Annotated in this window: 28 protein-coding genes and 1 tRNA gene; 19 read left to right on the forward strand and 10 right to left on the reverse strand. The window is 39.3% G+C overall.

Going from position 1 to position 23085, the window contains the following annotated elements:
- The first annotated feature begins 162 nt into the window (after window positions 1-162).
- The 15 genes from DU508_RS14030 (at window position 163) to DU508_RS14100 (ending at window position 12230) form a co-directional block, all read left to right on the forward strand.
- A complete protein-coding gene (locus DU508_RS14030) occupies window positions 163-837 on the forward strand; it encodes a DUF4397 domain-containing protein (protein WP_115403434.1) in 675 nt (224 codons plus the stop codon).
- 798 nt (window positions 838-1635) lie between these two features.
- On the forward strand, window positions 1636-2271 hold the full coding sequence (locus DU508_RS14040; protein ID WP_115403436.1) for a response regulator transcription factor: 636 nt from the start codon (window positions 1636-1638) through the stop codon (window positions 2269-2271).
- A gap of 357 nt (window positions 2272-2628) precedes the next feature.
- Entirely contained in the window at window positions 2629-2820 is a 192-nt protein-coding gene (locus tag DU508_RS14045) for a hypothetical protein (RefSeq protein ID WP_115403437.1), read from the forward strand.
- Window positions 2821-3156: 336 nt separating this feature from the next.
- On the forward strand, window positions 3157-3714 hold the full coding sequence (locus DU508_RS14050; protein WP_115403438.1) for an RNA polymerase sigma factor: 558 nt from the start codon (window positions 3157-3159) through the stop codon (window positions 3712-3714).
- Window positions 3707-4501, forward strand: coding sequence for a HEAT repeat domain-containing protein (locus DU508_RS14055; RefSeq protein ID WP_115403439.1), 795 nt, complete (start codon window positions 3707-3709; stop codon window positions 4499-4501). Before DU508_RS14050 ends, DU508_RS14055 begins: the two co-directional genes overlap by 8 nt.
- 23 nt (window positions 4502-4524) lie before the next feature.
- Complete coding sequence (locus DU508_RS14060; RefSeq protein ID WP_147273634.1) at window positions 4525-5337, forward strand: DUF4097 family beta strand repeat-containing protein; 813 nt, start codon at window positions 4525-4527, stop codon at window positions 5335-5337.
- Between the two features lie 79 nt (window positions 5338-5416).
- A complete protein-coding gene (locus DU508_RS14065) occupies window positions 5417-6145 on the forward strand; it encodes a hypothetical protein (protein WP_115403441.1) in 729 nt (242 codons plus the stop codon).
- Window positions 6146-6333: 188 nt separating this feature from the next.
- Window positions 6334-8793, forward strand: a complete 2460-nt coding sequence (locus DU508_RS14070) for an outer membrane beta-barrel family protein (RefSeq protein WP_115403442.1) — start codon at window positions 6334-6336, stop codon at window positions 8791-8793.
- A 154-nt stretch (window positions 8794-8947) separates the two neighbouring features.
- Window positions 8948-9157, forward strand: coding sequence for a DUF2188 domain-containing protein (locus DU508_RS14075; protein ID WP_115403443.1), 210 nt, complete (start codon window positions 8948-8950; stop codon window positions 9155-9157).
- Window positions 9158-9178: 21 nt separating this feature from the next.
- Entirely contained in the window at window positions 9179-9535 is a 357-nt protein-coding gene (locus tag DU508_RS14080; protein ID WP_115403444.1) for a hypothetical protein, read from the forward strand.
- A gap of 211 nt (window positions 9536-9746) precedes the next feature.
- Complete coding sequence (locus tag DU508_RS14085) at window positions 9747-9938, forward strand: DUF3606 domain-containing protein (RefSeq protein ID WP_115403445.1); 192 nt, start codon at window positions 9747-9749, stop codon at window positions 9936-9938.
- Window positions 9939-9959: 21 nt separating this feature from the next.
- Complete coding sequence (locus DU508_RS14090) at window positions 9960-10169, forward strand: hypothetical protein (protein WP_115403446.1); 210 nt, start codon at window positions 9960-9962, stop codon at window positions 10167-10169.
- A 271-nt stretch (window positions 10170-10440) separates the two neighbouring features.
- A complete protein-coding gene (locus tag DU508_RS14095; protein ID WP_115403447.1) occupies window positions 10441-11271 on the forward strand; it encodes a transporter in 831 nt (276 codons plus the stop codon).
- Between the two features lie 96 nt (window positions 11272-11367).
- Window positions 11368-11538, forward strand: a complete 171-nt coding sequence (locus tag DU508_RS23855) for a hypothetical protein (RefSeq protein ID WP_158542178.1) — start codon at window positions 11368-11370, stop codon at window positions 11536-11538.
- 59 nt (window positions 11539-11597) lie between these two features.
- Window positions 11598-12230 carry an MPN domain-containing protein gene (locus DU508_RS14100; RefSeq protein WP_115403448.1) on the forward strand — a complete coding sequence of 211 codons (633 nt, stop codon included), beginning with the start codon at window positions 11598-11600 and terminating at the stop codon, window positions 12228-12230.
- Window positions 12231-12329: 99 nt separating this feature from the next.
- Here DU508_RS14100 and DU508_RS14105 read toward each other — a convergent pair whose 3' ends face one another.
- The 5 genes from DU508_RS14105 to DU508_RS14120 form a co-directional block, all read right to left on the reverse strand.
- Window positions 12330-12770 (reverse strand): response regulator, encoded by a 441-nt coding sequence (locus DU508_RS14105; RefSeq protein WP_115403484.1) that lies wholly within the window; start codon window positions 12768-12770, stop codon window positions 12330-12332.
- Window positions 12771-12817: 47 nt separating this feature from the next.
- The gene (locus DU508_RS14110; protein ID WP_147273636.1) at window positions 12818-13126 is read right to left on the reverse strand and encodes a hypothetical protein; all 309 of its coding nucleotides are present in this window, start codon (window positions 13124-13126) and stop codon (window positions 12818-12820) included.
- An 81-nt stretch (window positions 13127-13207) separates the two neighbouring features.
- Entirely contained in the window at window positions 13208-13648 is a 441-nt protein-coding gene (locus tag DU508_RS14115) for an Hsp20/alpha crystallin family protein (protein WP_115403450.1), read from the reverse strand.
- A gap of 810 nt (window positions 13649-14458) precedes the next feature.
- Complete coding sequence (locus DU508_RS23860; protein WP_158542179.1) at window positions 14459-14632, reverse strand: hypothetical protein; 174 nt, start codon at window positions 14630-14632, stop codon at window positions 14459-14461.
- A 106-nt stretch (window positions 14633-14738) separates the two neighbouring features.
- A tRNA-Cys gene (locus tag DU508_RS14120) sits at window positions 14739-14810 on the reverse strand.
- A gap of 218 nt (window positions 14811-15028) precedes the next feature.
- Between DU508_RS14120 and DU508_RS14125 the strand changes: the two genes are divergently transcribed.
- Window positions 15029-15883 carry a cupin-like domain-containing protein gene (locus DU508_RS14125; protein WP_115403451.1) on the forward strand — a complete coding sequence of 285 codons (855 nt, stop codon included), beginning with the start codon at window positions 15029-15031 and terminating at the stop codon, window positions 15881-15883.
- 13 nt (window positions 15884-15896) lie between these two features.
- Here the strand turns inward: DU508_RS14125 and DU508_RS14130 are convergent, their stop codons facing one another.
- The 5 genes from DU508_RS14130 to DU508_RS14150 form a co-directional block, all read right to left on the reverse strand.
- The gene (locus DU508_RS14130; protein ID WP_199562718.1) at window positions 15897-16334 is read right to left on the reverse strand and encodes a DUF4833 domain-containing protein; all 438 of its coding nucleotides are present in this window, start codon (window positions 16332-16334) and stop codon (window positions 15897-15899) included.
- Window positions 16335-16516: 182 nt separating this feature from the next.
- Entirely contained in the window at window positions 16517-16972 is a 456-nt protein-coding gene (locus tag DU508_RS14135; protein WP_115403452.1) for a GtrA family protein, read from the reverse strand.
- Entirely contained in the window at window positions 16969-17661 is a 693-nt protein-coding gene (locus tag DU508_RS14140) for a CDP-alcohol phosphatidyltransferase family protein (RefSeq protein WP_115403453.1), read from the reverse strand. The genes DU508_RS14135 and DU508_RS14140 overlap by 4 nt, the downstream gene beginning before the upstream one ends.
- A gap of 157 nt (window positions 17662-17818) precedes the next feature.
- A complete protein-coding gene (locus DU508_RS14145; protein ID WP_115403454.1) occupies window positions 17819-18625 on the reverse strand; it encodes a phytanoyl-CoA dioxygenase family protein in 807 nt (268 codons plus the stop codon).
- Between the two features lie 217 nt (window positions 18626-18842).
- Entirely contained in the window at window positions 18843-19631 is a 789-nt protein-coding gene (locus DU508_RS14150) for an SDR family NAD(P)-dependent oxidoreductase (RefSeq protein ID WP_115403455.1), read from the reverse strand.
- 293 nt (window positions 19632-19924) lie between these two features.
- On the opposite strand from DU508_RS14150, the gene DU508_RS14155 reads away from it, so the two are divergent.
- The 3 genes from DU508_RS14155 (at window position 19925) to DU508_RS14165 (ending at window position 23072) form a co-directional block, all read left to right on the forward strand.
- Entirely contained in the window at window positions 19925-21304 is a 1380-nt protein-coding gene (locus DU508_RS14155; protein WP_233509595.1) for a YeiH family protein, read from the forward strand.
- A gap of 281 nt (window positions 21305-21585) precedes the next feature.
- Window positions 21586-22503 (forward strand): bestrophin family protein, encoded by a 918-nt coding sequence (locus DU508_RS14160; protein ID WP_115403457.1) that lies wholly within the window; start codon window positions 21586-21588, stop codon window positions 22501-22503.
- 260 nt (window positions 22504-22763) lie between these two features.
- Entirely contained in the window at window positions 22764-23072 is a 309-nt protein-coding gene (locus DU508_RS14165) for a hypothetical protein (RefSeq protein WP_158542180.1), read from the forward strand.
- Window positions 23073-23085 lie beyond the last annotated feature (13 nt).

Raw genomic sequence — 23085 nt, forward strand, 5'->3', positions numbered from 1 at the left:
TTTTCTACTCACTTATACATTCATTGAATTAAATCCTATACATTTTTGTGATGTTTTTTGAATAAAGTCAATGGAACAGTGCTATCCAAATAGCGATTAACAGCTGAGGTTTTCCATTGGCATTTTTTTTGGACTGGCCTGCCATAATAAAATACATTAACCATGAAAACAAAAATCAATAAATCATTCATCATCGCCGTAGCGGCTGTGATGTTGTTCTCATTTTCCTCCTGTAAAAAGGATAGTAATAATGTTGATGAATTGAACGCAAGGTTATCTTTTGTTAATACTGTTGAGGGCTCAGCAGCTCAGGATGTTTACATTAATGATTCCAAAGCAAGTGCATCGGCTGTGGCTTATGGCAGTTCATCGACAAACATTTCCACCTCATCAGGTAATAAGCTGATCGCGTTTAAAAACTCAGGATCATCTACGGTTAGTGCTTCAGCAACAATCAATGCCGAGGCGAATACTTCACAAACAGCCTTCCTGATCAAACAAGCTGATGGCAACTTAGCAGTAAGCACTTATGCTAATGACAACAGCAGTGCAAGCGGAAAAGTAAAGGTACGCTTTATCAATGTGGCTCCATTGTTAGTAGGCGCAGTAAATGTTACTACCAACACAGGTGCCAGCCTGATCTCTACGCTGGCGTTTAAAGCTGCATCAGCTTATCAAACTATTGACGCCAATACCAACTTAAATGTCAACGTAGCTGGTTCTGTAGAGGTGGTTACCATTGCTGGTTCAGAATTACAGGCAGGTAACATCTATACTATTTGGTTTGACGGTTCAAGTACCACAAAGGTAAAATACCATGTGATTTTACAAAACTAATTCCATGGGCGGCGATTTAGCCGCCATTTTTTTCAGGAAAGCTACCAGAATCAAAGATAAACTTTGAATTAAGGACCGGAGATGATGAGCTCTTTTTGTTTATGAGAACAGTAAATCACTCTTCTGTGTTTTGTCATCAAAATACTGATGCCAAAGTAAGGCTAAAACTCTTTATATGGCTGAAAAGGGCTATATACAATTCCATTTTCGAAGATTATGTTTGTAATCTTCATAAATCAATGGGACGATTTATAGAACACTGCTCTTCGGATGAAGAGTGGTGTTCTAACTTTGAATTATTGATAATATTTAATCGGAAAAAAGTGATAACAGCAGTTATAATGAGCTTGAGCAAGAAGAAAAAATGACTTCAAGGCTAGGATATGAATACAGCTGTTTTAATCATTTTACTCGAACTTAAACATGGATTTATTTATCATTAAATTATAAATATGTATTATTAAAACTACTGTTATTCTTGCTTTTTGTTTTTATTTGTATGTGTGAAAACGTCAGACAGTGTATTTAATACACGAGTGAAAAGTATCTGTAAACGACTTATAATCTGTTGATATAAAAGGACATAAGTAGAATCTTAGATTCTTTTTTTATTGTTTACTTTTGCAGTGATCCGATTTATTTATTGGATTTGTTGCTATCTCTAATATAATTTTTTTATAATTCCTGATTTGATCGATCTGAACTGTAATATTTCATTTCCTGATCGTCACGAAAACGAAGGTAAATGATTCTTTTAGAAACGGACTAACATAGTAAATACATTTCTAAAATTTTTAAATGATATCAGTTTCAATTGTTGAAGACCATGACCATTACCGTAACAGTCTGGTAGCTTCCATCGGGGAAAATAAGAGGTTTCTCATCAAGGGCGTCCATGCATCGGCTGAAGAAGCACTCGAGAATTTGCCCAAAGATTTGCCAGACATTGTGATTATCGATATTAAATTAAAGAGCAAATCTGGAATCGATGTCATTGTGGAAAGCAAAACTAACTTACACGCCACTCAGTTTCTAATGTGCACAGGTTTTCAAAATGATGAAAAGATCTTTAGTGCACTTCAGGCGGGAGCATCCGGATACATTATCAAGGGTTCTACTGCAGCTGAAATTCAAGATGCCCTGATTGATCTTCATCATGGAGGTTCGCCAATGAGCCCTTTTATTGCCAGAAAAGTGATCGGCCTCCTTCACAGCAAGAAGAAGGAAGAAAAAAATATTGATCTTGGACTCAGTGAGAGAGAGCTTGAAGTATTGTCGCTGCTCAGTAAGGGCTTATTGTACAAAGAAATTTCAGAAATGCTTTTCATCAGCACCAATACTGTAAAAAACCATTGCAAGAACATTTATAAAAGGCTTCATGTTCAAAATAAAATAGAGGCTTTGAATAAGTTCAAACATTATAATTACAACTAACACGATATTAACTAATAACAGTTCATGCCATTCCGTTTTTGCTCCATTACAACGGAAATTCATTTACTACTTTTGAGTAAGACAATGCTTAATTGCAACCTTGGTCTGTTCTGATTCTGTTTAGCAATCTTCAAAGCAATGACAGCTTTACGCCAATAGCATTTTAAAAAATATTCATCCAAATATCGGCTGCTTTTTTTTAAAACTTTCCAGGTAAAAATTTGTTATAGATAACGTTGTCAATCACTACATTACGCCGCTCTCAGTCGTTCCGGGGCTTCCTCCCAATCTGTCGTAAACGTTTTTAGGATTCACAATTGATAAATTATCAAGCACCTTAAAAGCGTTATCCTGTTTATGATTAAGTTAACTTACAATACCCCGGTGGTAAAATTGGAAAAGATTAAAGTTGGAGACGAAATTATCGACGAATACCAATCACAGGGACGTGTAACCAAAATTACCAGAAAGGTCAGAGCCGGAATCATTGAATTTATTTTCCATCTTGACACCAAGCAAACGATTTTCATCATGAGTAAGGCAGTCTGATCAATATAACTTTAGCTCTTGTGAAATATTAGAATCAAAATACACCCGGTTTAAGCTTCAAAAAAATCGTGCCCGCATAAGAGAAATGCTTATCTTAGTCAGTGATAGCACTAAAATGTTTGTTCCGGCCATCCATGCCATTAACCTGAGTTTCGATTATTAAAACCAATCTTTGTGCTTTTGCCAATGATCAGATCATTTCTACGCTAAGTATATGGCCAATTCCAGTATTAATAATAGTTTTAAAAAAAATGCTTCCAAATGTGCAACACTTTTAACTAAACTGCGACTAGAGAATAGAAACATGTTAGAAACCATAAATTAAAAGCTCCGACATTGCCATCTGAAGAAAAAATAACGGATAAGGAATTGATTGCTTTGTGCCTCAAAGGGCATGACGCCGGATATAACGGGTTGTACAACCGTTATGCCAAAAAGGTTTACAACTCAATCAGCAGAATAGTCAGTCACACCGGTGAAGCAGAAGACATCCTTCAGGATACTTTTTGTGCCGTGTTCAGTGAAATTGGCAAGTTGACAAATGTAGTAAGTGTTGAGGCCTGGATAAGAAGGATGGCCATCAATCGTTCTATTTCCCATTTAAGAAGAAGAAAAATCATTTTCGCTGATTTAGGCGATATGGATATCGGAGATGATTTGGGAGATGCAGAGCAGATGGAGATTTTTGATTGCAGGGTGGCGGATGTGAAAAAAACCATAGATGAGCTTTCATCGGGGTATAAAACGATTGTGAACCTGCATGTTTTTGAAAAGATGACCCATGAAGAAATTGCCCGCATGCTGGATTTAACACCCACGAATGTGAGGTCGCAATACCACAGGGCGAAGAAGCGGATTTTATTGTCATTAAAAGATAAATGTTATTATGAATGATCAGATAAAGGATTTTGTAAATAAGAACCGGGAGGAATTCGATCATCTCGAAGCTCCGGCATTTGATATGGAACGGTTTAAACGTACACGTGTTCCGCAATCCCGCCCGAAATTCAAAATAGTATCGCTTTTTAACAAGGCGAAATGGGTAATTGCAGCTTCAGTAATGATTGCCGTGGGGATCGTATGGTTCTCTTTTTACCAGCAAAAACCAACCTTGGGAGAAACTTATTCACAAAACAAGGCAGCTAAAAGTACTGATGAACGTGATGAAAATAAAACCCTGGATTCATCAGCAAGTGCAACAGACACAAAAAATGAAGCAAGGCAGGTAACCTTCGCTCATGTGAACAAAGTGGAAAAAATGAAGATAAAAGCGTTGACTCCGGAAAAGCAGCTACAGGAATATCAGGCGTTAAAAGACAGTAGTTCTGCAAGTGTGAGGCTGCTGGCGATTCTGGAAATAGAGAAATCTGGAAAGGTCAGCAATCAGGTTCTGGATATGCTCTCCCAAACATTAAATCACGATGGCAATACTAACGTTCGCCTTGCGGCTTTAGGGGTATTGCAGAAATACAGTTTCGACGGATATGCCTCCTCACTTCTGGTCAATTCATTGAGCAGGCAGGATGATCCCATTGTGCAACTTGGGCTGATTAATTTGCTCGGCAAGATGAAGAATGTGAAAATCGATGAGAAACTTTATGCCATTGCCAACAATCCGGAAACTTTTGCTGCGGTTAGAGATGAAGCTTACAATGTGCTATTAAACCAGGATAAATTATAAACACACTATTAAAACAAATTAAAATGATGAAAAAACAATTTACAGTTCTTTTTTCTTTGCTTGTCATTGCGGTATCCGCTTCAGCACAGAAAGAATACAAATTAAGCAAATCCTCAGGACAACTGAATCTGAAGGTGGCGGGTGCCATAGTAGAAGGCTACAATGGCAACGAAATTATTTTCTCCCTTCCAAAAGCTAAAAATGAAGCGGTAGATGAACGCGCAAAGGGACTTCGTGTAATCAATGGTTCAGGATTTGTAGACAATACCGGATTGGGACTTGATATTTCCGAAAAAGGAAACGAAATCAACGTGAATGCGGTAAGTAAGGATATGGATGGCATCCTTTCCATCAAGGTTCCGCAGAACGTTAAAGTATCATTTGTGAACCAGAGTAACATCTATCAGGATGAGATCATCTTAAAAAACCTGAAGAGTGAGATTGAGGTTTCAACCAGTTACAACAAGATCAAACTGGAAAACAATAGTGGTCCGATGAATGTCAAATCACTTTATGGAAGTGTGGATGCAGTCTTTTCAGAAGCCATAAAAGGTCCGGTATCTATAGTGTCTGTTTACGGCCATGTGGATGTTTCATTGCCTGTGGGTGTAAAAGCGAATGTTGAGCTCTCCACCAGTTACGGAAAGCTATATGCGGCCGATGAACTTAAGATCGCAATCAATAAGCCTGCAAGCAAAGAAACAACTGGTGCAGGCTTTGGATTGGCCGTATATGGTGGGCGCGGTGCTGATGAGATTAAAGGCAAGATCAATGGCGGTGGTGCTGATCTTATCCTGAAATCAAATTATGAAAAAGTGTATTTACGCGTGAAGTAGTAGGGTTAGTTAATTTCCATCTGCTCCAATCGCCCTGAGGTTCTACATTGGGCTTCCCGGAGCAATAAACAAAAATGTTATGAAATCAATATTATTATGCTGGCTGTTTTCAGCCTTAGTGCCTTGTATTGCCTGTTCGCAAACCAAAATCAATAAATCTTATCCTGTTAAACAGGGGCAAACGGTAACATTCCGTTTTGATTATCCAAAAACGATACGTGTAAGTAGCTGGAACAAAAATGAAATCTCTGTAGAAGCCTCTGTGAAAATTGATGGAGCCGTTGCTGATTCCGTTTTTACGTTGCTTCAAAGTGAAGCCAACGGGCGGCTGCTTATTGAGAATAAACTTGATATAAACAAAATTCCGAACCGTTATTACGTGGTAGAGAATGGCATTAAAACCCGTTTCAATACCAAAGAAGACATGAATGCTTTTATAAAAGAGAAGGGCAGGTCGGTAACCTCAAATTATCAAACTCAGGATGTAGAGATCATCATTGATATTAAATTACCTGCAAACATTAACACGGAGATTTCTTCGGTTTATGGAATGGTGGAGGTTCAGGATTTCAAAGGCCCTATGAAAATTGATGCTACTTATGGCGGAATCGACGCCAAATTGAACCATCAATTGATTGGCAAACTGAAAATGACCAATCGTTTCGGGAAAATCTATACCAACCTGAGCTTAAAGCCCAATGAGTTAAAAGAAGAACGATTTTTTACGGCGATAACTGCTACTCCCGGCCAGGGACCCAGTTATGATTTCAGTTCTTCTTACGGCAATATTTATCTAAGAAATCCATAACCTAGGCCTATAGGGCTCAAGAACATGCAAATACTGATTTTGAGCGTTGAGACGGAATTATAAATACCATAAATATCAGTTTGAAAATTTCTGATCTCGTGATGCAACGATTCAATCATTCTTTTGTCTTGTGCTAAAAACAGTATTTGTCTTCTTTATCCGCGTTATATACTCTACACTTTCAATACATGCTAAACCGTAAATTAACTACCTGCCGCAAGCGTTGCCTTCCATTTCTTGTTTTTCTGTTCCTGACCGCATTTTCCATCATTGCGCACGCGCAACAAACCGCGGGAGTAGCTAAGGGTGTAGTGATTGACTCTGCCTCTAAAAAAACGCTTGAGTTTATCACTTTAGCCATTAAAAAGGATGGCGTGGTGCTTAAAACAGCTGTTACAACAGAAAACGGCGCGTTTGCATTTGATAAAATACCTTTTGGGAAATATGACCTGACGGCGATTGCGGTGGGTTACCATGCAAAAACCATTTCTTTTGAACTTAGTGCCGCTAAAGAAACTTTTGATGCGGGACAGATTAGTGTCGTTTCACAAGTAAATACCTTAAATGAGGTTGCAGTAAGTGCGCTTCGGCCAATCATTAAACAGGAAGTGGACAGGATCAGCTACGATACACAGGCCGATCCGGAGAGTAAAGTGTTGACTGCGCTTGATATGATGCGAAAAGTTCCTTTACTTTCTCTTGATGCCGATGATAACATCAAGCTTAAAGGCAGCGGCAACTACAAGATATTGATCAATGGCAAACCTTCCAGCATGGTGGCGAGGAGTCCGAAGGATGTATTGCGCAGTATGCCCGCATCATCAATACAAAAGATAGAGGTTATCACTACTCCGCCGGCAAAGTATGATAGTGAAGGGCTTTCAGGGATCATTAATATTATAACGAATAAAAAAATAGATAATGGTTATAACGGAAGCCTGAATCTTCGCCACCAGTTTCCGGTGGGCGGCCCGGGTTTAGGTGGCTTTGTAACCATAAAACAGGGAAAATTCGGTATGACCGCTTATGGAGGTACCGGTTTCTACAGTGCGCCCGAAACAGAGAACAGCAATTCAAGGATTACCAACGGCACGAGTCCTTCTGAATTGTTGAATATCGGAAGAAGAAGGTTTGACAATAACTACCGTTATGGTGGGGCTGAGCTTAGCCTGGAAATCGACAGCTTAAATCTGATCACAGCAGAGGTAAACCCCTATGGAGGTTACAACAAATCGACCAACAACCAGATTTTCAGATTAACCACTCCAGGTCAGATTACCGCTTATGATTTATTAAGTAGGAATCGTTTTGGCTGGGGTGGCCTTGATATGACACTGAACTATCAGCTCGGTTTTAAAAGTAATAAAGAGCGTCTGCTAACTTTCTCTTATAAATACAATAACGGCAGTAACCCTCAAAAGAATGATTTAACTTTCAGCAACCGACAGAACTATAACGATCCTGATTATATTCAGGAGAATGACAGCCGTTCAAAAGAACAAACCATACAGCTTGACTATGTGCATCCGGTTAAAAAGCTGAATATTGAAGGTGGTTTGAAAGGAATTTTGAGAGACAATAACAGTAACTTTGAGTATAGACGTTTCAATGATGCTAGCGGTGATTACCAGGTCGATCCATCGAGAACCAACATCTTTAGCAACAATCAAGACGTTTTAAGTGCTTACAACTCTTATTCTTATAACCTCAGCAACTGGGGCTTTAAGGCCGGTGTTCGCATCGAAGAAACTTTTGTGCGGGCAGATTTCGTTAGCAATTCATCGAATGTCAACACGGATTACTTTAATATCATCCCTTCCTTTTCGGTAAACCGTAAATTTAAGAACCAGAGCAATTTGAATTTTGGTTTTACCCAGCGTATCGAACGTCCTGGAATCTACAACCTTAATCCTTTTGTTGACCGGTCTACACCAAACTTTGAATCTTCAGGTAACCCTGATCTGAAAGCGGTTGTAAGCAATAATTTCGACCTGACTTATGGCAGATTCAAAACCGGTTCAGTGAACATCGGGTTGGGGTATAGCTTTGCAAATAATACCATTCAAAATATCTCGGTGTACAATGACGTGGATAAGATCACCAGAAGCACTTATGCCAATATCGGAAGAAATAAAAACCTGACCACGAATATCAACATCAATTATCCGTTAACTAAAAAATGGAACCTGAGTTTGAGTGGTAATCTCGGTTATACCTGGCTTGAAGGTGCAATCAATGGTGTGATGACGGCCAACAAAGGTTTATCAGGCTATATTTATATGAATACCGGTTATAAATTTGAGCACCAGTGGCGTGCAAATGCTAGCTTTAATTACAGTGCCCCTGATGTATTATTGCAAGGACGATCAGGAGAATATTATTACATGTCATTTAGTGGAAGTAAAGAGCTGATCAAAGATAAGCTGACCATTTCGGCTGGCCTGAATAATCCATTTTTAAAATACAGGTATTATGAAACTTTTACAGAAGGACCTAATTTCTCGCAACGTTACCGCGGCCAGAACTATAACCGTTCTGTTAACATGAGTCTGAACTGGAAGTTCGGAAAATTGAAAGACTCCATCAAAAAGAATCAACGCAATATCAGCAACGATGATGTGAAAGGTGGAACTAAATCAGGAAGTTAAGATGAGTTGACTGATGCCGCTTCAGGTTTGTTTGATTTATGAAAACCCGGCTGGCATTCAAACTCCTTCTTAAATTAAAACAATCAGGAATGATGTGCCGTATGTCTAAACTTTTTGTTGCCAGGCCTTGTTATTGATAGAAAAAACGATCGTCATGCCCTGGTATAACGGAGATTATCCACCATCATATAAGAATCAGCCAATTCCATTGCGGGAAAAGGCTGTTGAAATTGCTAACGCACTTCTACAAGAGGGCGTTGAGGAAGGTATTGCAATTGCTACCGGACTCAAACGTGCCAGAACCTATTTTGAGAATGAAGAGGGGCAAGGCGAACGGGAAGATTTTCAACCGAGGCATGAATGACCTGTTGCTTAAACTAAAGTTATGAATACCAAACCAATTTCGCCTAAACATCACGCCATTATAGATTATCTGCTGGTCGGCAGTCTTTTGGTGCTTCCCTCTGTGCTCAGGTTAAATAAAAAAGCACGTCAAATTTATGCTGCCGAGGCATTGATTTTACTACCTTATATAGCCCTGACCAAGCAACCCGTTGCCATTAAAGGAATTATTCCTTTGAAAACACATCAGAAGATTGATCCTTTTAACATTGCGCAATTTGCACTGCAATCTTTTTTCAGCCCTTTTCGAAAAACGAGGAGTACACTGTTGTTCAACATTGCTTTCACAACCATTGCAGGGGTTACCGTTTTATTGACAGATTGGAATAAAAACAGGTAATGACCTTTCTAATGGCGCATGGCTCACAATTATTATTATAGAAAATATGCACTGAGTAAATGTGATGCTGAAAATATGAGTGTCATGCAAAGAAAAACGTCTTTGTATCGTGATGGAACTGCTTGTCCGAATATAGTTCCCGAGCCAGGTCTTTATGAGTCTATTGCAAGGAATAGATAAAACCAAATGTGTAAACTGATGTTTTATTAATATGGATAACAAGAAAAAACAAGATGGTCGTGACGATGCTAAAGTAGATTTGAACGACGCAAACGAGGTATCTTATGCAGCTAAACAAGCTGGAATCAGCCCTGCAGAATATAAAAAGTTAGCACAGGCATCGGGAAGCAGTTCTCGTTCTGCCATTGCTGAATACCTTAAAAAAAACAATACCTCCTCATAAACACGGTTAAAATTAAACGATATGAAAACGAAATTAATAATATTGGCGGCAGCTTTATCCTTCACATTGGCAGCATGTAGCGGAAACAGGGCTGATGGATCAGATCAGGATTCCACCTATGTTGAAAGTGATTCTGCTGGTCTTTTGAGAGATAGCACGGCAAGGGATAGTGTTGGGGCTAAAGAATATGGAGACAGCACATCAAATGCACCGAGAATTATTGGGAAATAATGGTTTACTTCAATCATTTACACACCCGGCCATTTTCTGGTTGGGTGTTTTTGTTTAATAGCTACTGTGATTTTTAATGGTTTTCTTCAGTCAGAGAATGTGCAACGGAGATTTTTATCGCAAGCAGCATAGCGTTCCTCTATGTAATGATAAGTTGGGCTGATATAACTCATTGGAATGATGGCCCAATTGAATAGTTAGGCTTGAGAACGGATAAACTTCTGCTAAACTTTATTGCAAGCTGTGTTGTTATGGATTTATAACTGACCGAATGAAAAAAATATTTCTAGCTGCAGGGCTCCTTATCGTCTTATATATGCACACGTTTGCGCAGGCACCTCAAAACTACAACCTTTTCAAACCCGTGCCCAGGGCTCAACTCAGGGAAATGGAAACAGACCGGCCAGGTGTTACCGAATCGCCTCAAACCATAGATGCGGGTCATTTTCAATATGAAAGCGATCTTTTCCGGTATGAAAGACTTGATGGTAATTATGGCGTAAAGCATACTTATCTTTTTAACCAGGCCAATTTAAAGCTCGGCATTACCAGATCAACGGCAGTGCAGGTTGTACTTGAAAGTTTTGTTTTAACCAAAGAGCGGCTTGGAGAGGAATCAGAAGTGGCGGCTAACCATGGACTGGGAGATGTTACCCTGCGTATCAAACAAAATATTATGGGTAACGATAAAGGTAAATTCGCAATTGCCGTTTTGCCATACCTCAAGTTTCCCACTTCTGTAGCTGATGAGGAAAGCAGGTATGAAGGAGGACTTATGGTGCCTATGTTGTTAAAAGTTGGGAAGGAATGGAAACTCGGCATGCAGCTTGAAGCCGACAGGCTTCAGGATGAAGAAGGAAATGGCCACCACAACCAGATTCTGGAAACCCTTACTATTGCACATCCGCTTTTTAAGCATCTTGACGGAATCGCCGAAACCTATTATACCTATAACCTGAAAGAGAAACATTGGAATAATTATCTGAATGCAAGTCTACAGTTTGAACTGGCAAAAGACCTGAAGATAGACGGGGGAGTAAACTATGGCATTCAGCACGATTCCAGTAAAAGTTATTTTCTGGGGCTTTCTTTCAGGCTCTAGATTTTGAAGGAGCTGGATATCTTAAACAGAAATGATTTATAATAAAACATTGTGATTTTAAAAATCACACCCTAGATATGAATAAAATATATACAGATGAAGAAAAATACCAGAACCATAGATGGTGCTTCGCAAAATACAGAAATTGACGAAGCCGCAAGACGACTGAACCAGCAAACCCTTTGGGAAAATACCATTAGCGGTCAATACCTCGAAGGCGAATCTGGCAACGATGCACCTGAGGAAGGTGAAGGAACCGAAAACTGAAGGGGCATTTAAGTTTAATTTTCCAACAGATTGATTTTTAAAACTATCACACGCTGATTATGTTTTTAGCGAATATGGATAACACAAAGATTTCAGACTACTGCGATATGATAGAGAAATGGGCAATTAAACACCAAAAGGGATTGATCCTTGGTGGCATTATTGGTTTCTCTCTTACTTCGGCCTATTTGTTAAGTCAAAAAAAGAAAAAACTGCGGCTTCAGCCTAAATCAACTGAACCCAATTTAAATATGGAAAGATATGTTTTTGAGATCCTTACCGATAAAGGTATCACACAGGCCATTGTTGAAACTTCCGGAGAATGTTATGGCGTTACATTAGGTGGTCGGTACATCGGAAGCATGTGGCGTGATGGTGCGGGAGAAATGCAATGGAATACGTCTGATGAAGAACTGAAACCATTTCTTCATGAGCTTGCAGGTCAGTTGGATGAAGCTTTTTCACGAAAAGGTTTTGCTTCGCTTCTAAAAGGTGCTTATCCGGAAATTATATCAACACAGTGGAAAAGCAGCGAAACATTGGAAGTAGTCATTTCTCCTGACCAGGACTTAGAGGTATTCACGACTTTTTTAAATGATGAAGCCTCAAATCTTGTTGATTTTGACGAACATCTGGATCTGATCGTAAAGAAATCAAACGATGCTTATTTTGTGATTGTTGGGATTAACTAAACCGGTTTTTAATTAAAATATATTTAATGTCTGCCCTGTTTCAGCATTATGGAAGATAAACAAACCACTGTAGAACCAACAATGATTTACCCGGGTAATTTAAGAAACCTGAATGCGGGGAATGGCACGTTTTACTATGGTTTTGATTTTCGGAAGCAGGCCGCTATCAGTAGATTTTGAAGAGATGAGCGAATTAACCACTTTAAGCAATTCATCAACTGAAAAAGGCTTTTCCAGTACTGCGTCACAGCCATATTCTGCAAGCGAAAGCAGAATTTTTGCATAAGCAGAGATAATGAGGACTGGAGTATACTCAAATCCATCCAGCGATCGGATGGCGCCACACAACTCTCCACCATTCCAATCAGGGAGCATATAATCCAGAATCAACAAATCGGGTCTGAACTGTTCAACCTGCTCCAGCACATGATCAGTATGATGGCAGCCCAAACAATCATATCCGTTCGAGGCCAGGATATCCTGTAAGGTTTCTAAAAGTACAAGGTCGTCTTCAACAATCAATATCTTTTTTTGTTCCATTACAATAGCATTTTTTAGAAACATTTACAGCTAACCATTAATGAAAGTTATTTTAAGGTTTTGAAGCCATCATCCTCTAAATTGGAGATCCTGAAAATCTCTTTTGAAATAATGGCGATATTTTCCTTCAGATCTTCCAGGCAACAGTTCAACACGCCAATCGGAACTGGTAATGCGGCAATCTCCTCCAAAAGTTCCAGCTGAATACAGCAACCCTGAATGGGTTCATTCTTTCCCTTTAACATGGCAAAAATTTCCTGTGCAACTTTCATTTCAGTACCAAGCATAAATCTTCCATAAGGGAGTTTGCCGTTAGGCACCTGAAGGGAGAGCGATATGGTAAATCTGGTTTCCATATGCTTAAAATGATTTATTTTTTTACTCCATAATGTAATCGTAATAAAAAAAATAAATGCCGCGGTTCGCGGCATTTTCAATTATTGGATTTCGATCTGACGGGAAACAGCCCTGGCTTCCTCTTTTTTTGGAAGGTTGAGTTTTAATATCCCATCAGTGTAGCTGGCCTGAATGTGGTCAACATCGGCACTTTCAGGAAGGGTAAAGGCTCTGGTAAAGGCAGCGTAACTGAACTCTCTTCTGTTATAAGTTTTACCTTCGTTTTGGGTTTCCATGGATTTTTCTGTAGAGATGGTTAACATGTCTCTTTCCACGCTTACCTTGAAATCCTCTTTTTTCAGGCCGGGAGCAGCGAGTTCGATGTGGTACTCTTCATTTGATTCTGAAATGTTCACAGAAGGAACGCTGTTCGTGCGGCGCTCAGAAAAAAAGGTGTCGCCTAATACAGATTCGAAAATGTCATTAAAGCCTGGCAATAATGCATTGTTCTTTTTTTCGGGATTAAATTTAACCAATGTCATAGTGTGTTCTCCTTTAATGATTTTTAATACATAAACGGACTATAAATTAATTAACTTTTTTCTCTAACCTGATTTTCAGGTTCGGCTAGAAAACATCAAGTGCCGTGCCAATGGCTGTTTAATTGGTTTTGAAGCCTGTTTTCTGAAATTTTTTCAGAAAAATATGAAAAAATTTCAGTCGAATCAGTCTAAATTTCAGTTTTTACTTCTTGGTTTTTTTCCCGCAGATGCCGCTGATCACGCAGATAAAAATAAAGTCTGCGTAATTTTCTTAAATCTGCGGGACATTTTTAAGAATTAAAATTATGATTAACAGTAAATTACAAAAACACGGTATTGATGGGCACGAAGAATCCCTGACCTACAGGCATTGCATATGACTTACCGCTGAATTGTTTTTGTAAAGAGTATTGCTATTGTTAAAGTTTTTGTTCCATCGCTTGCGGATTATTCAGGTGTTTTCCCGCAGATGCCGCTGATCACGCAGATAAAAATGAAGTCTGTGTAATTTTCTTAAATCTGCGGAACATTATTTTTTAAGAATTAAAATTATGATGAACAGTAAATTACAAAAACACGGTATCGATGGGCACGAAGAATAGTGCTGTTATTAAAGTTTTCGTTTCATCGCTTGCGGATTATTCAGGTGTTTTCCCGCAGATGCCGCTGATCACGCAGATAAAAATAAAGTCTGCGTAATTTTCTTAAATCTGCGGGACATTATTTTTTAAGAATTAAAATTATGATTAACAGTAAATTACAAAAACACAGCAGTTGTGCTTGAAAAGATTTTCTGCAGCAACGTATTTGTTATGATTTTAAATCTTCTTTGGAAGACTCCCGTTCTATATCATCCTGCTGATGGAGAATGGTTTTCTCTGATTCAAACCTGCGGTCCTCATAGTCATCCAGGTTCTCCGCGGCACAATTTCCCGGAATGTCGAAAAAATCCTTTATAGAGGGATAATCAAAATAGACAGACATATTCAAAAATTAACAAGTTTAAGTTTATTATGCCAAACAGGTAAATTGATAGCCAGATAATTCCGGCTATCATTGCTCTTATTATTTTATCCCCGGCATTGTTTTGACGTCATGGGCGGATTCGAACCGCCGTATAAGGTTTTGCAGACCTACACCTAAACCACTCGGCCACATGACTATAAATAATATCATGGCAGAAGCATCAACTTTTAAGCATCTGCCAATGTTAATGATATGCAAATATAATGTATTTATATTAAGTCCATAGATATTGTAGTCTTTTTGTTTTTTCCTACATTTGTGTATATCAAAATGATATTAATAAGGGCAACCAGAATAGTATTTCTTGTGTTTATTTTAATATAAATTTTGGCATAAGTTAAAAAGATCAGAAAAATGACCCTTGAGCCTATACCTTATCTGCAGGGATTGGATATTGCGGATTTCAAAAAAAACTATGTTCAACGCAAAAGGCCTGTAATTCTTTGCGATTTTATTTCACAAAGTTCCGCATTTAAGAACTGGAATTACGATTACTTCAGAAAAGAAGCTGGAAATAAAATTGTTGCTGTTCACGGTAGTGAGGATGCGCACCCTGACTATGTAACCAGTCCGCCGGAGCGGCAGATGTTGTTTTCTGATTATCTGGATCTGATTGAACGGGAGCCGAGTGAACTGAGACTTTTCCTCTTCAACTTATTGGTTTACCGACCCAAATTAAGGAAGGCCCTTAAAATCATTCCACCCATGAAAGGCTTTCTGACCAATTTTCCACTGTTGTTTTTCGGAGGAAAAGGTGCAAGCGTACGGTATCACTACGATATTGATATGAGCCATGTGTTTCTGAGCCAGTTCGAGGGAGAAAAAAGAATCTTCCTTTTCGCGAATGACCAGTCTGATCTACTGTACAAATTTCCTTTCAACTTCCACGGGCCTGTTGATCTGAGAAAACCAGATTATGAAAAATATCCTGCACTGAAATTATTGAAAGGGTGGGAGTGTGTGCTCAAACCGGGTGAAACGCTCTATATTCCATCGGGTTACTGGCATTATATTCAGTACTTAAGTCAAGGCTATTCGGTAAGCAATAGAGCATTATCAGCCTCGTTAACCGATAAGCTGAAAGGCTTCAGGAATATATTGATTATCCGTAGAATCGATAATCTTTTGCGGCGTTTATTTGGGCAAAAATGGTTCAACTATAAACTGAAACGTGCTAAACGGAACGCTGAAAGGCATATCAGAGCTTAAGACAAATCGCCGATTACTTTACGGTAATCCTTTCGTTGATTGGCTTACCATTCGCGATGTCTGTTCCCTCAATCTGGGCATATTTCACATTGGGCAACCAAAAAGATCCACCTACTATTCTGACGAAAATTCGGGTAACCCTGATTTTTTTTCCATTAACGGTTGCTGTTACCTCATACTGTTGGTCAGTATCTCTTTTGCTGAGATATAGTGGGAAAGCTTTCTGCGATACAAGCCGTAGTTCAAAGTGATCTTTGCTGAGCTCTTTTGATAATATTCCATAAGCAAATTTTCTTTGGATGTACCCCAGTTCCTTCCTTTCTCCTTTTTCAGCATATCGAATCCAGTAAGTTGAAACAGGTTGTGACCGGTTGACATCACCATTCTCTGCCAGATTCAAGGCATAGATCAGGGTATTGGTATTGGGATCTCGTTGTAAATAGAATAGCATGTTGTCCACATTTTTTGGTGTTGGGAAATGAATAGGAGAAGGATCTCCGTTCTGTGCGCATAACCTGTCTGCAAAAATGAGTAAACAAAAAAGTAACACTATGGAAAAGCTGAATATTGACCCCTTTGGGTATTTTTTGCCGGTTTTATGCATGATATATTTAAGATAACTGTTTTTGACGATCACGAGCGAGCCATCTCCGTTTTGTCCTTTGTACAATCCACAGCCTGAATTGGTAAAACTTTAAACACCCAATATTTCATCAGCGGATAATTGAATCCATAAGAAACCACTCCATCAATCAGTAACCTGCCAATTCTGTAATCCAGGTTAAGGCTGCGGTGTAAAAGATATGTACCTGCTGATTTTAGTGAGATACTCCCTATTACAACACTGAAGAACCTGATCAATTGCATTTGCGCCGATGCAGAGTAGCCCGCCTGATGTTTAAACGCCCAAAAGCGGTTGATGCAGAAATTTACCACCCCTCCCAAAGATCCGGAGATTAGAATAGAGAAGGCAAAATGTATCCTACATACCTCGGTAAGGAATATCATCATTCCATAATCTGTCACACCACCGGAAAAGGCCGATACCTGTGCTTTCAAAAAAACCTTAACTGACGACAGCTTGCTCATCTTTCTCTTTCCTCCTCGTCCCGAAGGTTGCCAATATTCAGTAGTTTAACCGTATCCAATATATTAATGACAAGCAATGTAACGGTAAAGGCAATGGCCGAATAAATGATCGAACCTGGAATTACACATTCAAGGATCAGAATCAATGCAATGATTACCCGCAACTCTGTTGGACCGAGCAGGCCGGAGTCAATCTGATAAATACCAAGAATTTTATAGCGGAGTAACGAAATGATCATTGACCAGCCATAAAATACCACGAACAAAAATCCCAGCATCTTTGCCGCCTCTGTGGCATAAAAGTAATAACCGAGTCCAATCAGGATGATGCTAAGCCAATCCATGATGATATCGAGCGCAAAACCATACCATTTTCTGGCAATATGGCGATAATAAGCAAGCCTTCCATCAAGCGAATCACCAATCCAGTTAATGATAAGGCCAACAATTCCGGTGAGCAAAAGATAGCGGCCGTAAAATGCTGAAAGTAAAAAAGCTGTAAATACAATCAGTGAGCCAAATATTCCGATTGCGGTCATCATGTTAGGTGAAACAGACTTTGGTACTTTCTCCAACAGGAAATGGATTAGCCGTTGTTCAGGCACTTTTAATATATTGGTTCTTTTTCGGTCTGCGAATATCCTTTCCCGCTCAACTCTCTGCACTTGCGTAATTTCCTCCTGTTCCATCAAGATGCTAAAATGATAAGGCCGGGAATTATTGCTGCTCCCGGACGAAAGATTCCTGATCCGATTTTACGTGGCAATGCCCTGAGGAAGACCAGCTGTTTTTTAAACTTTCCCGTTCTGACCAGGTAACTAAAGATCAATATGAATACCATAGAGGCTATTTTACAATTCCAGCGAAACGCTGATAAAAAACTGTTGGACTGTTCTCATTTTTTGGTGCATATTTCCCGGCAATGATTGGAATATAGATAACCCTTCGTCTGCTTTCCTCTCCACGAACCGACGATTGTGCAACTCGATGCCAAAGTCTGCCATCGTGAATGGTAAGATCTCCAGCTTCTGGTAAAATCGATACCTCATCACTGTCAGGTTTGTTATCAAGAAAGTACTTTTTACGAAACAACATTTGATATATGCTTTGTTTATGTGTGCCCGGAATAATTTTCAATCCGCCATTCTCTTCCTTTTGGGTACTGAGATGGATACCTACATTCAGCATCGGGTTGAGCTTTCCACCATAAAAGATATCTCTCAGTCCATCGGTATGCCAGCCCATTTTAGTAAAGCTGCTTTCTGGTCCGTTAATATAGTGGTTGAATACCATTCCGTCTTTTTCTTCAGTACCCAAACGTGAACCTTCGCCTGCCAGTGGTAGGAGAGCCTCTATTCTTGGGTCCATTAATAGTCCGCTTAAAGTCCGGTGGTGCTGATTGATAAAGGCAAAGCGCTGAACTATTCTTTTACCATCAAGGTCTTTTCCATATTTGATCGGCACACCATTGATCTTTCTGATATCTGCATTAATCCATGCCCGCTCAACCTCTTTAGAGGCATGAACGATTGAGGCGACAGTGGATTTAGTGATAAAATTCTTGAAATGAATATACCCGTGGGTATTGAAAAAGTCGATTTGTTCTGAAGAGAGTTTTTCGGATAGGGTAAACGTTGGATACGGTGATGCCATGGATTCAAAAGTTTAATGATTGAGAAAATGTAAATTGGTTGAGATTCGGATTATGCGCAGCAACAACACATTCGCATTCGCGAGTGGTTCTGTGCTGAAGGGAAGAAATCAGTTTCTTTGATATACATAATCTACGGATTTAGTAGTATTTAATACAAACGTAACATTTTTTTAATATTCAAAAGAAGATTCATGAATTTATTTTAAAATATTTCTATCAGGTCTTGTAAATTCCTGCAGCCATTCTTTCAATAAACGATTTCGGCAGGATTCTGTTTGCATATACACTGATCATGTTGGTAAGACCCGGAATGATTTCTGATTTCCTGGCCAGCATCCCTTTAACTGCAATTTTAGCAACCTCTTCTGGCCTCATATTGAATTTTTCTGCCATTTTACTAAAAGCATCCATTCCCGCACGGTGTGCAAAACCAGTATCTACCGGACCAGGACTGATGCAGGAAACCGATACAGAGGATTCCTTGAGTTCAAAGCGTAATGCCCGGGTAAAGGATAAAACGAAAGCTTTTGTTGCAGAATAAATGGCCAGAGTAGGTACGGCCTGATAGGCGGCTGTACTGGAGACATTAAGGATATAAGATTGCTTTTCCCGGGATAGCAAAGGGAGAAATAGATGACATAATGAAATCAGCGTGTCCATATTGAGTCTGCACATCTCTAACTGATCATCCAATCCAAGTTCGCCAAATTTGCCCCAAAGACCATAGCCTGCATTATTAACAAGCACACTGATAGCATAACCTTTCTGCAATACATGTTCCAACACCAGGTTTGGTGCACCAGCTAATCCTAAATCAACTGCAAGAAAATCAACATCTACTTGATGATCACTGATAAGTTTATTGCCAACGGTGTGAAGCTCATCAGCAGAGCGTGCAACCAAAAGAAGGTTGAAACCCCTTTTAGCCAGTTCGGCAGCAATGGATTTGCCGATACCCTTACTTGCACCAGTTACTATAGCATAACTATTGTTTTTTACACTCATGTATTGGATTTTTTCTGATCAATAATATGAATTAATAATATATAAATACCCATATACAGATGGACCGGGTGGGCAAAAGTAATCAAAATAGCTTTAAAAACAGTTAGTCTATATGTTTTGTAGAATTAATCATTTGTACTTATATTTACCCAAATCCTGAACAAATTGGAGAAACTCTCTACTGGAAATTCGAAAGTTCAGGTGTAATTTTCTGTTTGCCGGGATGTGTATAAAGATAAATACAATGCAGACATTAAAATAGGTTAAATTAAAATCGCCATACCAGTCAATTGATGATGTCAAACCAAAACACTGCGGCAGACAATACAGCTGCCTTAACAGATGCAGGTATCACTCCAGATAAGAAAACATTTTTGCAATCGCTTACTGAAGATTGGTGGGCGGTTATATTAGGAGCGGTTATTATTGCTGCAGTATTGTATTTAACCGGCAGTGGAAGCGCGATAACAATGCCCTCATACAAATGGGCCAGTGGCGATGAGCTTACCGATAAAATACTATCGCCACAAAACCTGGTTTTGATCATCGAAACCGGTGCGGTCTTTTTGGTGCTGGCTAGTCTGGCAGTTGGATTATCAGGTGGCCATGTTGGCAAATTTGCAATTGGTTTTACATTGATTTACTTACTGGCAAACCTGTCTTTCATCATTGCTGGAAACAAAAGCATATCCTACTATGGATTGGAATATGTTGTGTTTGCGCTTCTTATCGGAATTCTTCTGGGTAATCTGATCAAATTGCCTTCGTGGTTAAAAGAAGCCGTCCGGTCTGAATTCTATATCAAAACCGGACTTGTGATTTTGGGTACCACTATTTTGTCGGCTGATTTGATTAAGGCCGGGTTGCCTGGAATTATTCAGGCTGTTATCGTGGTTAGCGCAGTTTGGTTTTTTTCTTTATGGCTAAGCCGTAAATTAAAAGTAGATGATGAATTTGGAATAATCCTGGCATCTGCTGTTTCTATTTGTGGGGTGTCTGCGGCAATTGTCGCTGCAGGAGCTATCAATGGAGATAAACGCAAGTTATCTTATGTAACCACCCTCGTACTTATCATGGCAATTCCTATGATGGTCATTTTACCATGGGCCATTAAATATTTCCATATACCTGAGGTAATTGGTGGCGCCTGGCTTGGTGGTACGTTGGATACCACCGCAACTGTTACCGCGGCGAGTGATTTAGTGGGGCCAATTGCAGTTAAGGCAGGAGTGATTGCTAAATTCTCTCAAAATGTATTTATTGGTGTCGCTGCCTTTTTTATTGCAATTTGGTGGGCTTACAGAAAGCCAAAAAGCAGCGATGAACATATTCCTGTAGCAAAGGCAGAGCGACCTGGCCTTAAAATTGTGTGGGAGCGTTTTCCCAAATTTGTACTGGGTTTCGTAGCTGCATCGATGGTTTTTTCTTTCATATTATCGCCGGCAACCGCAAAAAGTGTCGCACCAACATTGAATGGCCTGCGTACCGTCTGGTTTGCCATTGCATTTATTTCCATAGGCATGGAAGCCAGGTTTTCTTCACTGGTTAAACTTCAGGGGGGAAGGCCTGCGTTCACCTTTGTTATTGCGCAGATTTTCAATATATTCTGGACATTGTTGTGGTCGTATATCTTATTCGGAGGTTACCTGTTTCCCGTTCCTGATTTTAAATAGAATCCTTTTCCCGGTTATCTAAAAAATAAAGGTTTTGCATTCTTATGAATTTGGAGCCAATTCTTTTTGGTTGATAGGTAATGAATGGAGAATTTATTATGCTTTCATGGGTTAGCTCTGTTCTTCAAAAAAATCTTATAGGTGTTTATGCATAATCAGGTTAATTGATGCGTTGCAAAGTGCCACTTGATAAAATACGTTTTTCGGTTATTAATTATTATTATTGTCGGGATTTAATCATATACCAGGATTTGCAATAAGAACCTGTAAAAAATTATCTGATGATTATAAGAAAGAAGGAAAACTGGTTTAAAATGCTGTTTGTATGGCATGGTTCTGTTCTTCCACGCGTTCTTCCCCGGTTGATCCTGCTTTTTGTTTTATCGCTGGTGGTGGTATTTTTTCACGGTAAAATCCTTTCTTTCAAAGTACCGTTAAACCCAACTCCTTTAACCTTATTTGGATTTGTACTGGCCTTGTTTCTTGGTTTTCGAAACAATGTCAGTTATGACCGGTTTTGGGAGGCGCGTAAGCTCTGGGGAGGTCTGCTGAATTTTGCCCGATCATTGACCCGGCAGGCACTTACGTTACCAAATAATTCGGCAGATAAAGCGCAGTCAATTAATTTTGTTATGCTTCTAACCGCTTTTACTTATGCGCTGAAACATCAGCTAAGAGGAACCGATCCTCGTGCTGACCTTAAAAGACGGCTTAGTGAAACGCACTTTAATTTCATTGAACCTGCCAAGTTTAAACCGGTAATGATTATGAAACTGATGGCGCAATGGGTAACTGACAGGAGAAATGCCAACAACATTGATGCGATACAACAAATGCGGTTTGATGAGAACCTTGATAAGCTGGCTGAAATTGTTGGTGGCTGTGAACGTATTATCTCAACGCCAATACCTTACAGCTATCGGGTGCTGTTGCACCGAACGGTTTACCTTTACTGTTTTTTATTGCCATTTGGCCTGGTAGATAGTCTCCATTGGCTAACCCCATTTATCGTCGCTTTTATCGCCTATACTTTCGTTGCTTTTGAAGCCATTGCAGATGAGATCGAGCAACCTTTTGGAACCGAGGATAACGACTTAGCCCTCAATTCAATGTGCCAGATGATTGAAACTACTTTGTTGGAAATGGCTGGCGAAAAAATTTCTGATGTTGAAGTGAAAAAAAGTGGAATTATTGATTGATGGTAAACGTCATTCAGTATCAGTTTTTCATAACATTTACTTTGCCTAGCTTACCGCTACTTTCTATTCAAGTATATTTCTTTTAATAACTTTGTTTTTGCCATCCAGTTCTTAGGTACTGCTTAGAGGTAACAGACTTGATAGGTTCTGACATTTGATTTAAGTTTGATGTTGCCTATATTTGGGGCGTGAACAAAGTTGTCATTTTCCTGCTGTTCCCTATAATTGCTTTTAACGCTTCTGTACGTGAAGTGCTAAAAATGCCTCAACTTATTTCACATTTTATTCAACACCACGAACTCAATTCACAGATCGGTTTTATTGATTTTCTGGAAATGCATTATTTCGGGGAAGATCTCAATGATGATGACGACGAAGAGGATATGAAGCTTCCGTTTAAAAAGATAGATGGGCATCATGTAATTTCAGTTGGTGTTCCAGCCGAAAAGTTTATTCTCTTAAAAGCGGCTTGTTTAAATCTTTTAACCGATTGCTCTTTCCATTACGAGCGCAAACATAGCAATCCCACATTCGGGAGTCTGTTCAGACCGCCTATCGCAATAGCGTAATTTTCAACTATTC

The sequence above is a fragment of the Pedobacter chinensis genome (genome assembly GCF_003339865.1).
GTDB classification, from domain to species: Bacteria; Bacteroidota; Bacteroidia; order Sphingobacteriales; family Sphingobacteriaceae; genus Pedobacter; species Pedobacter chinensis.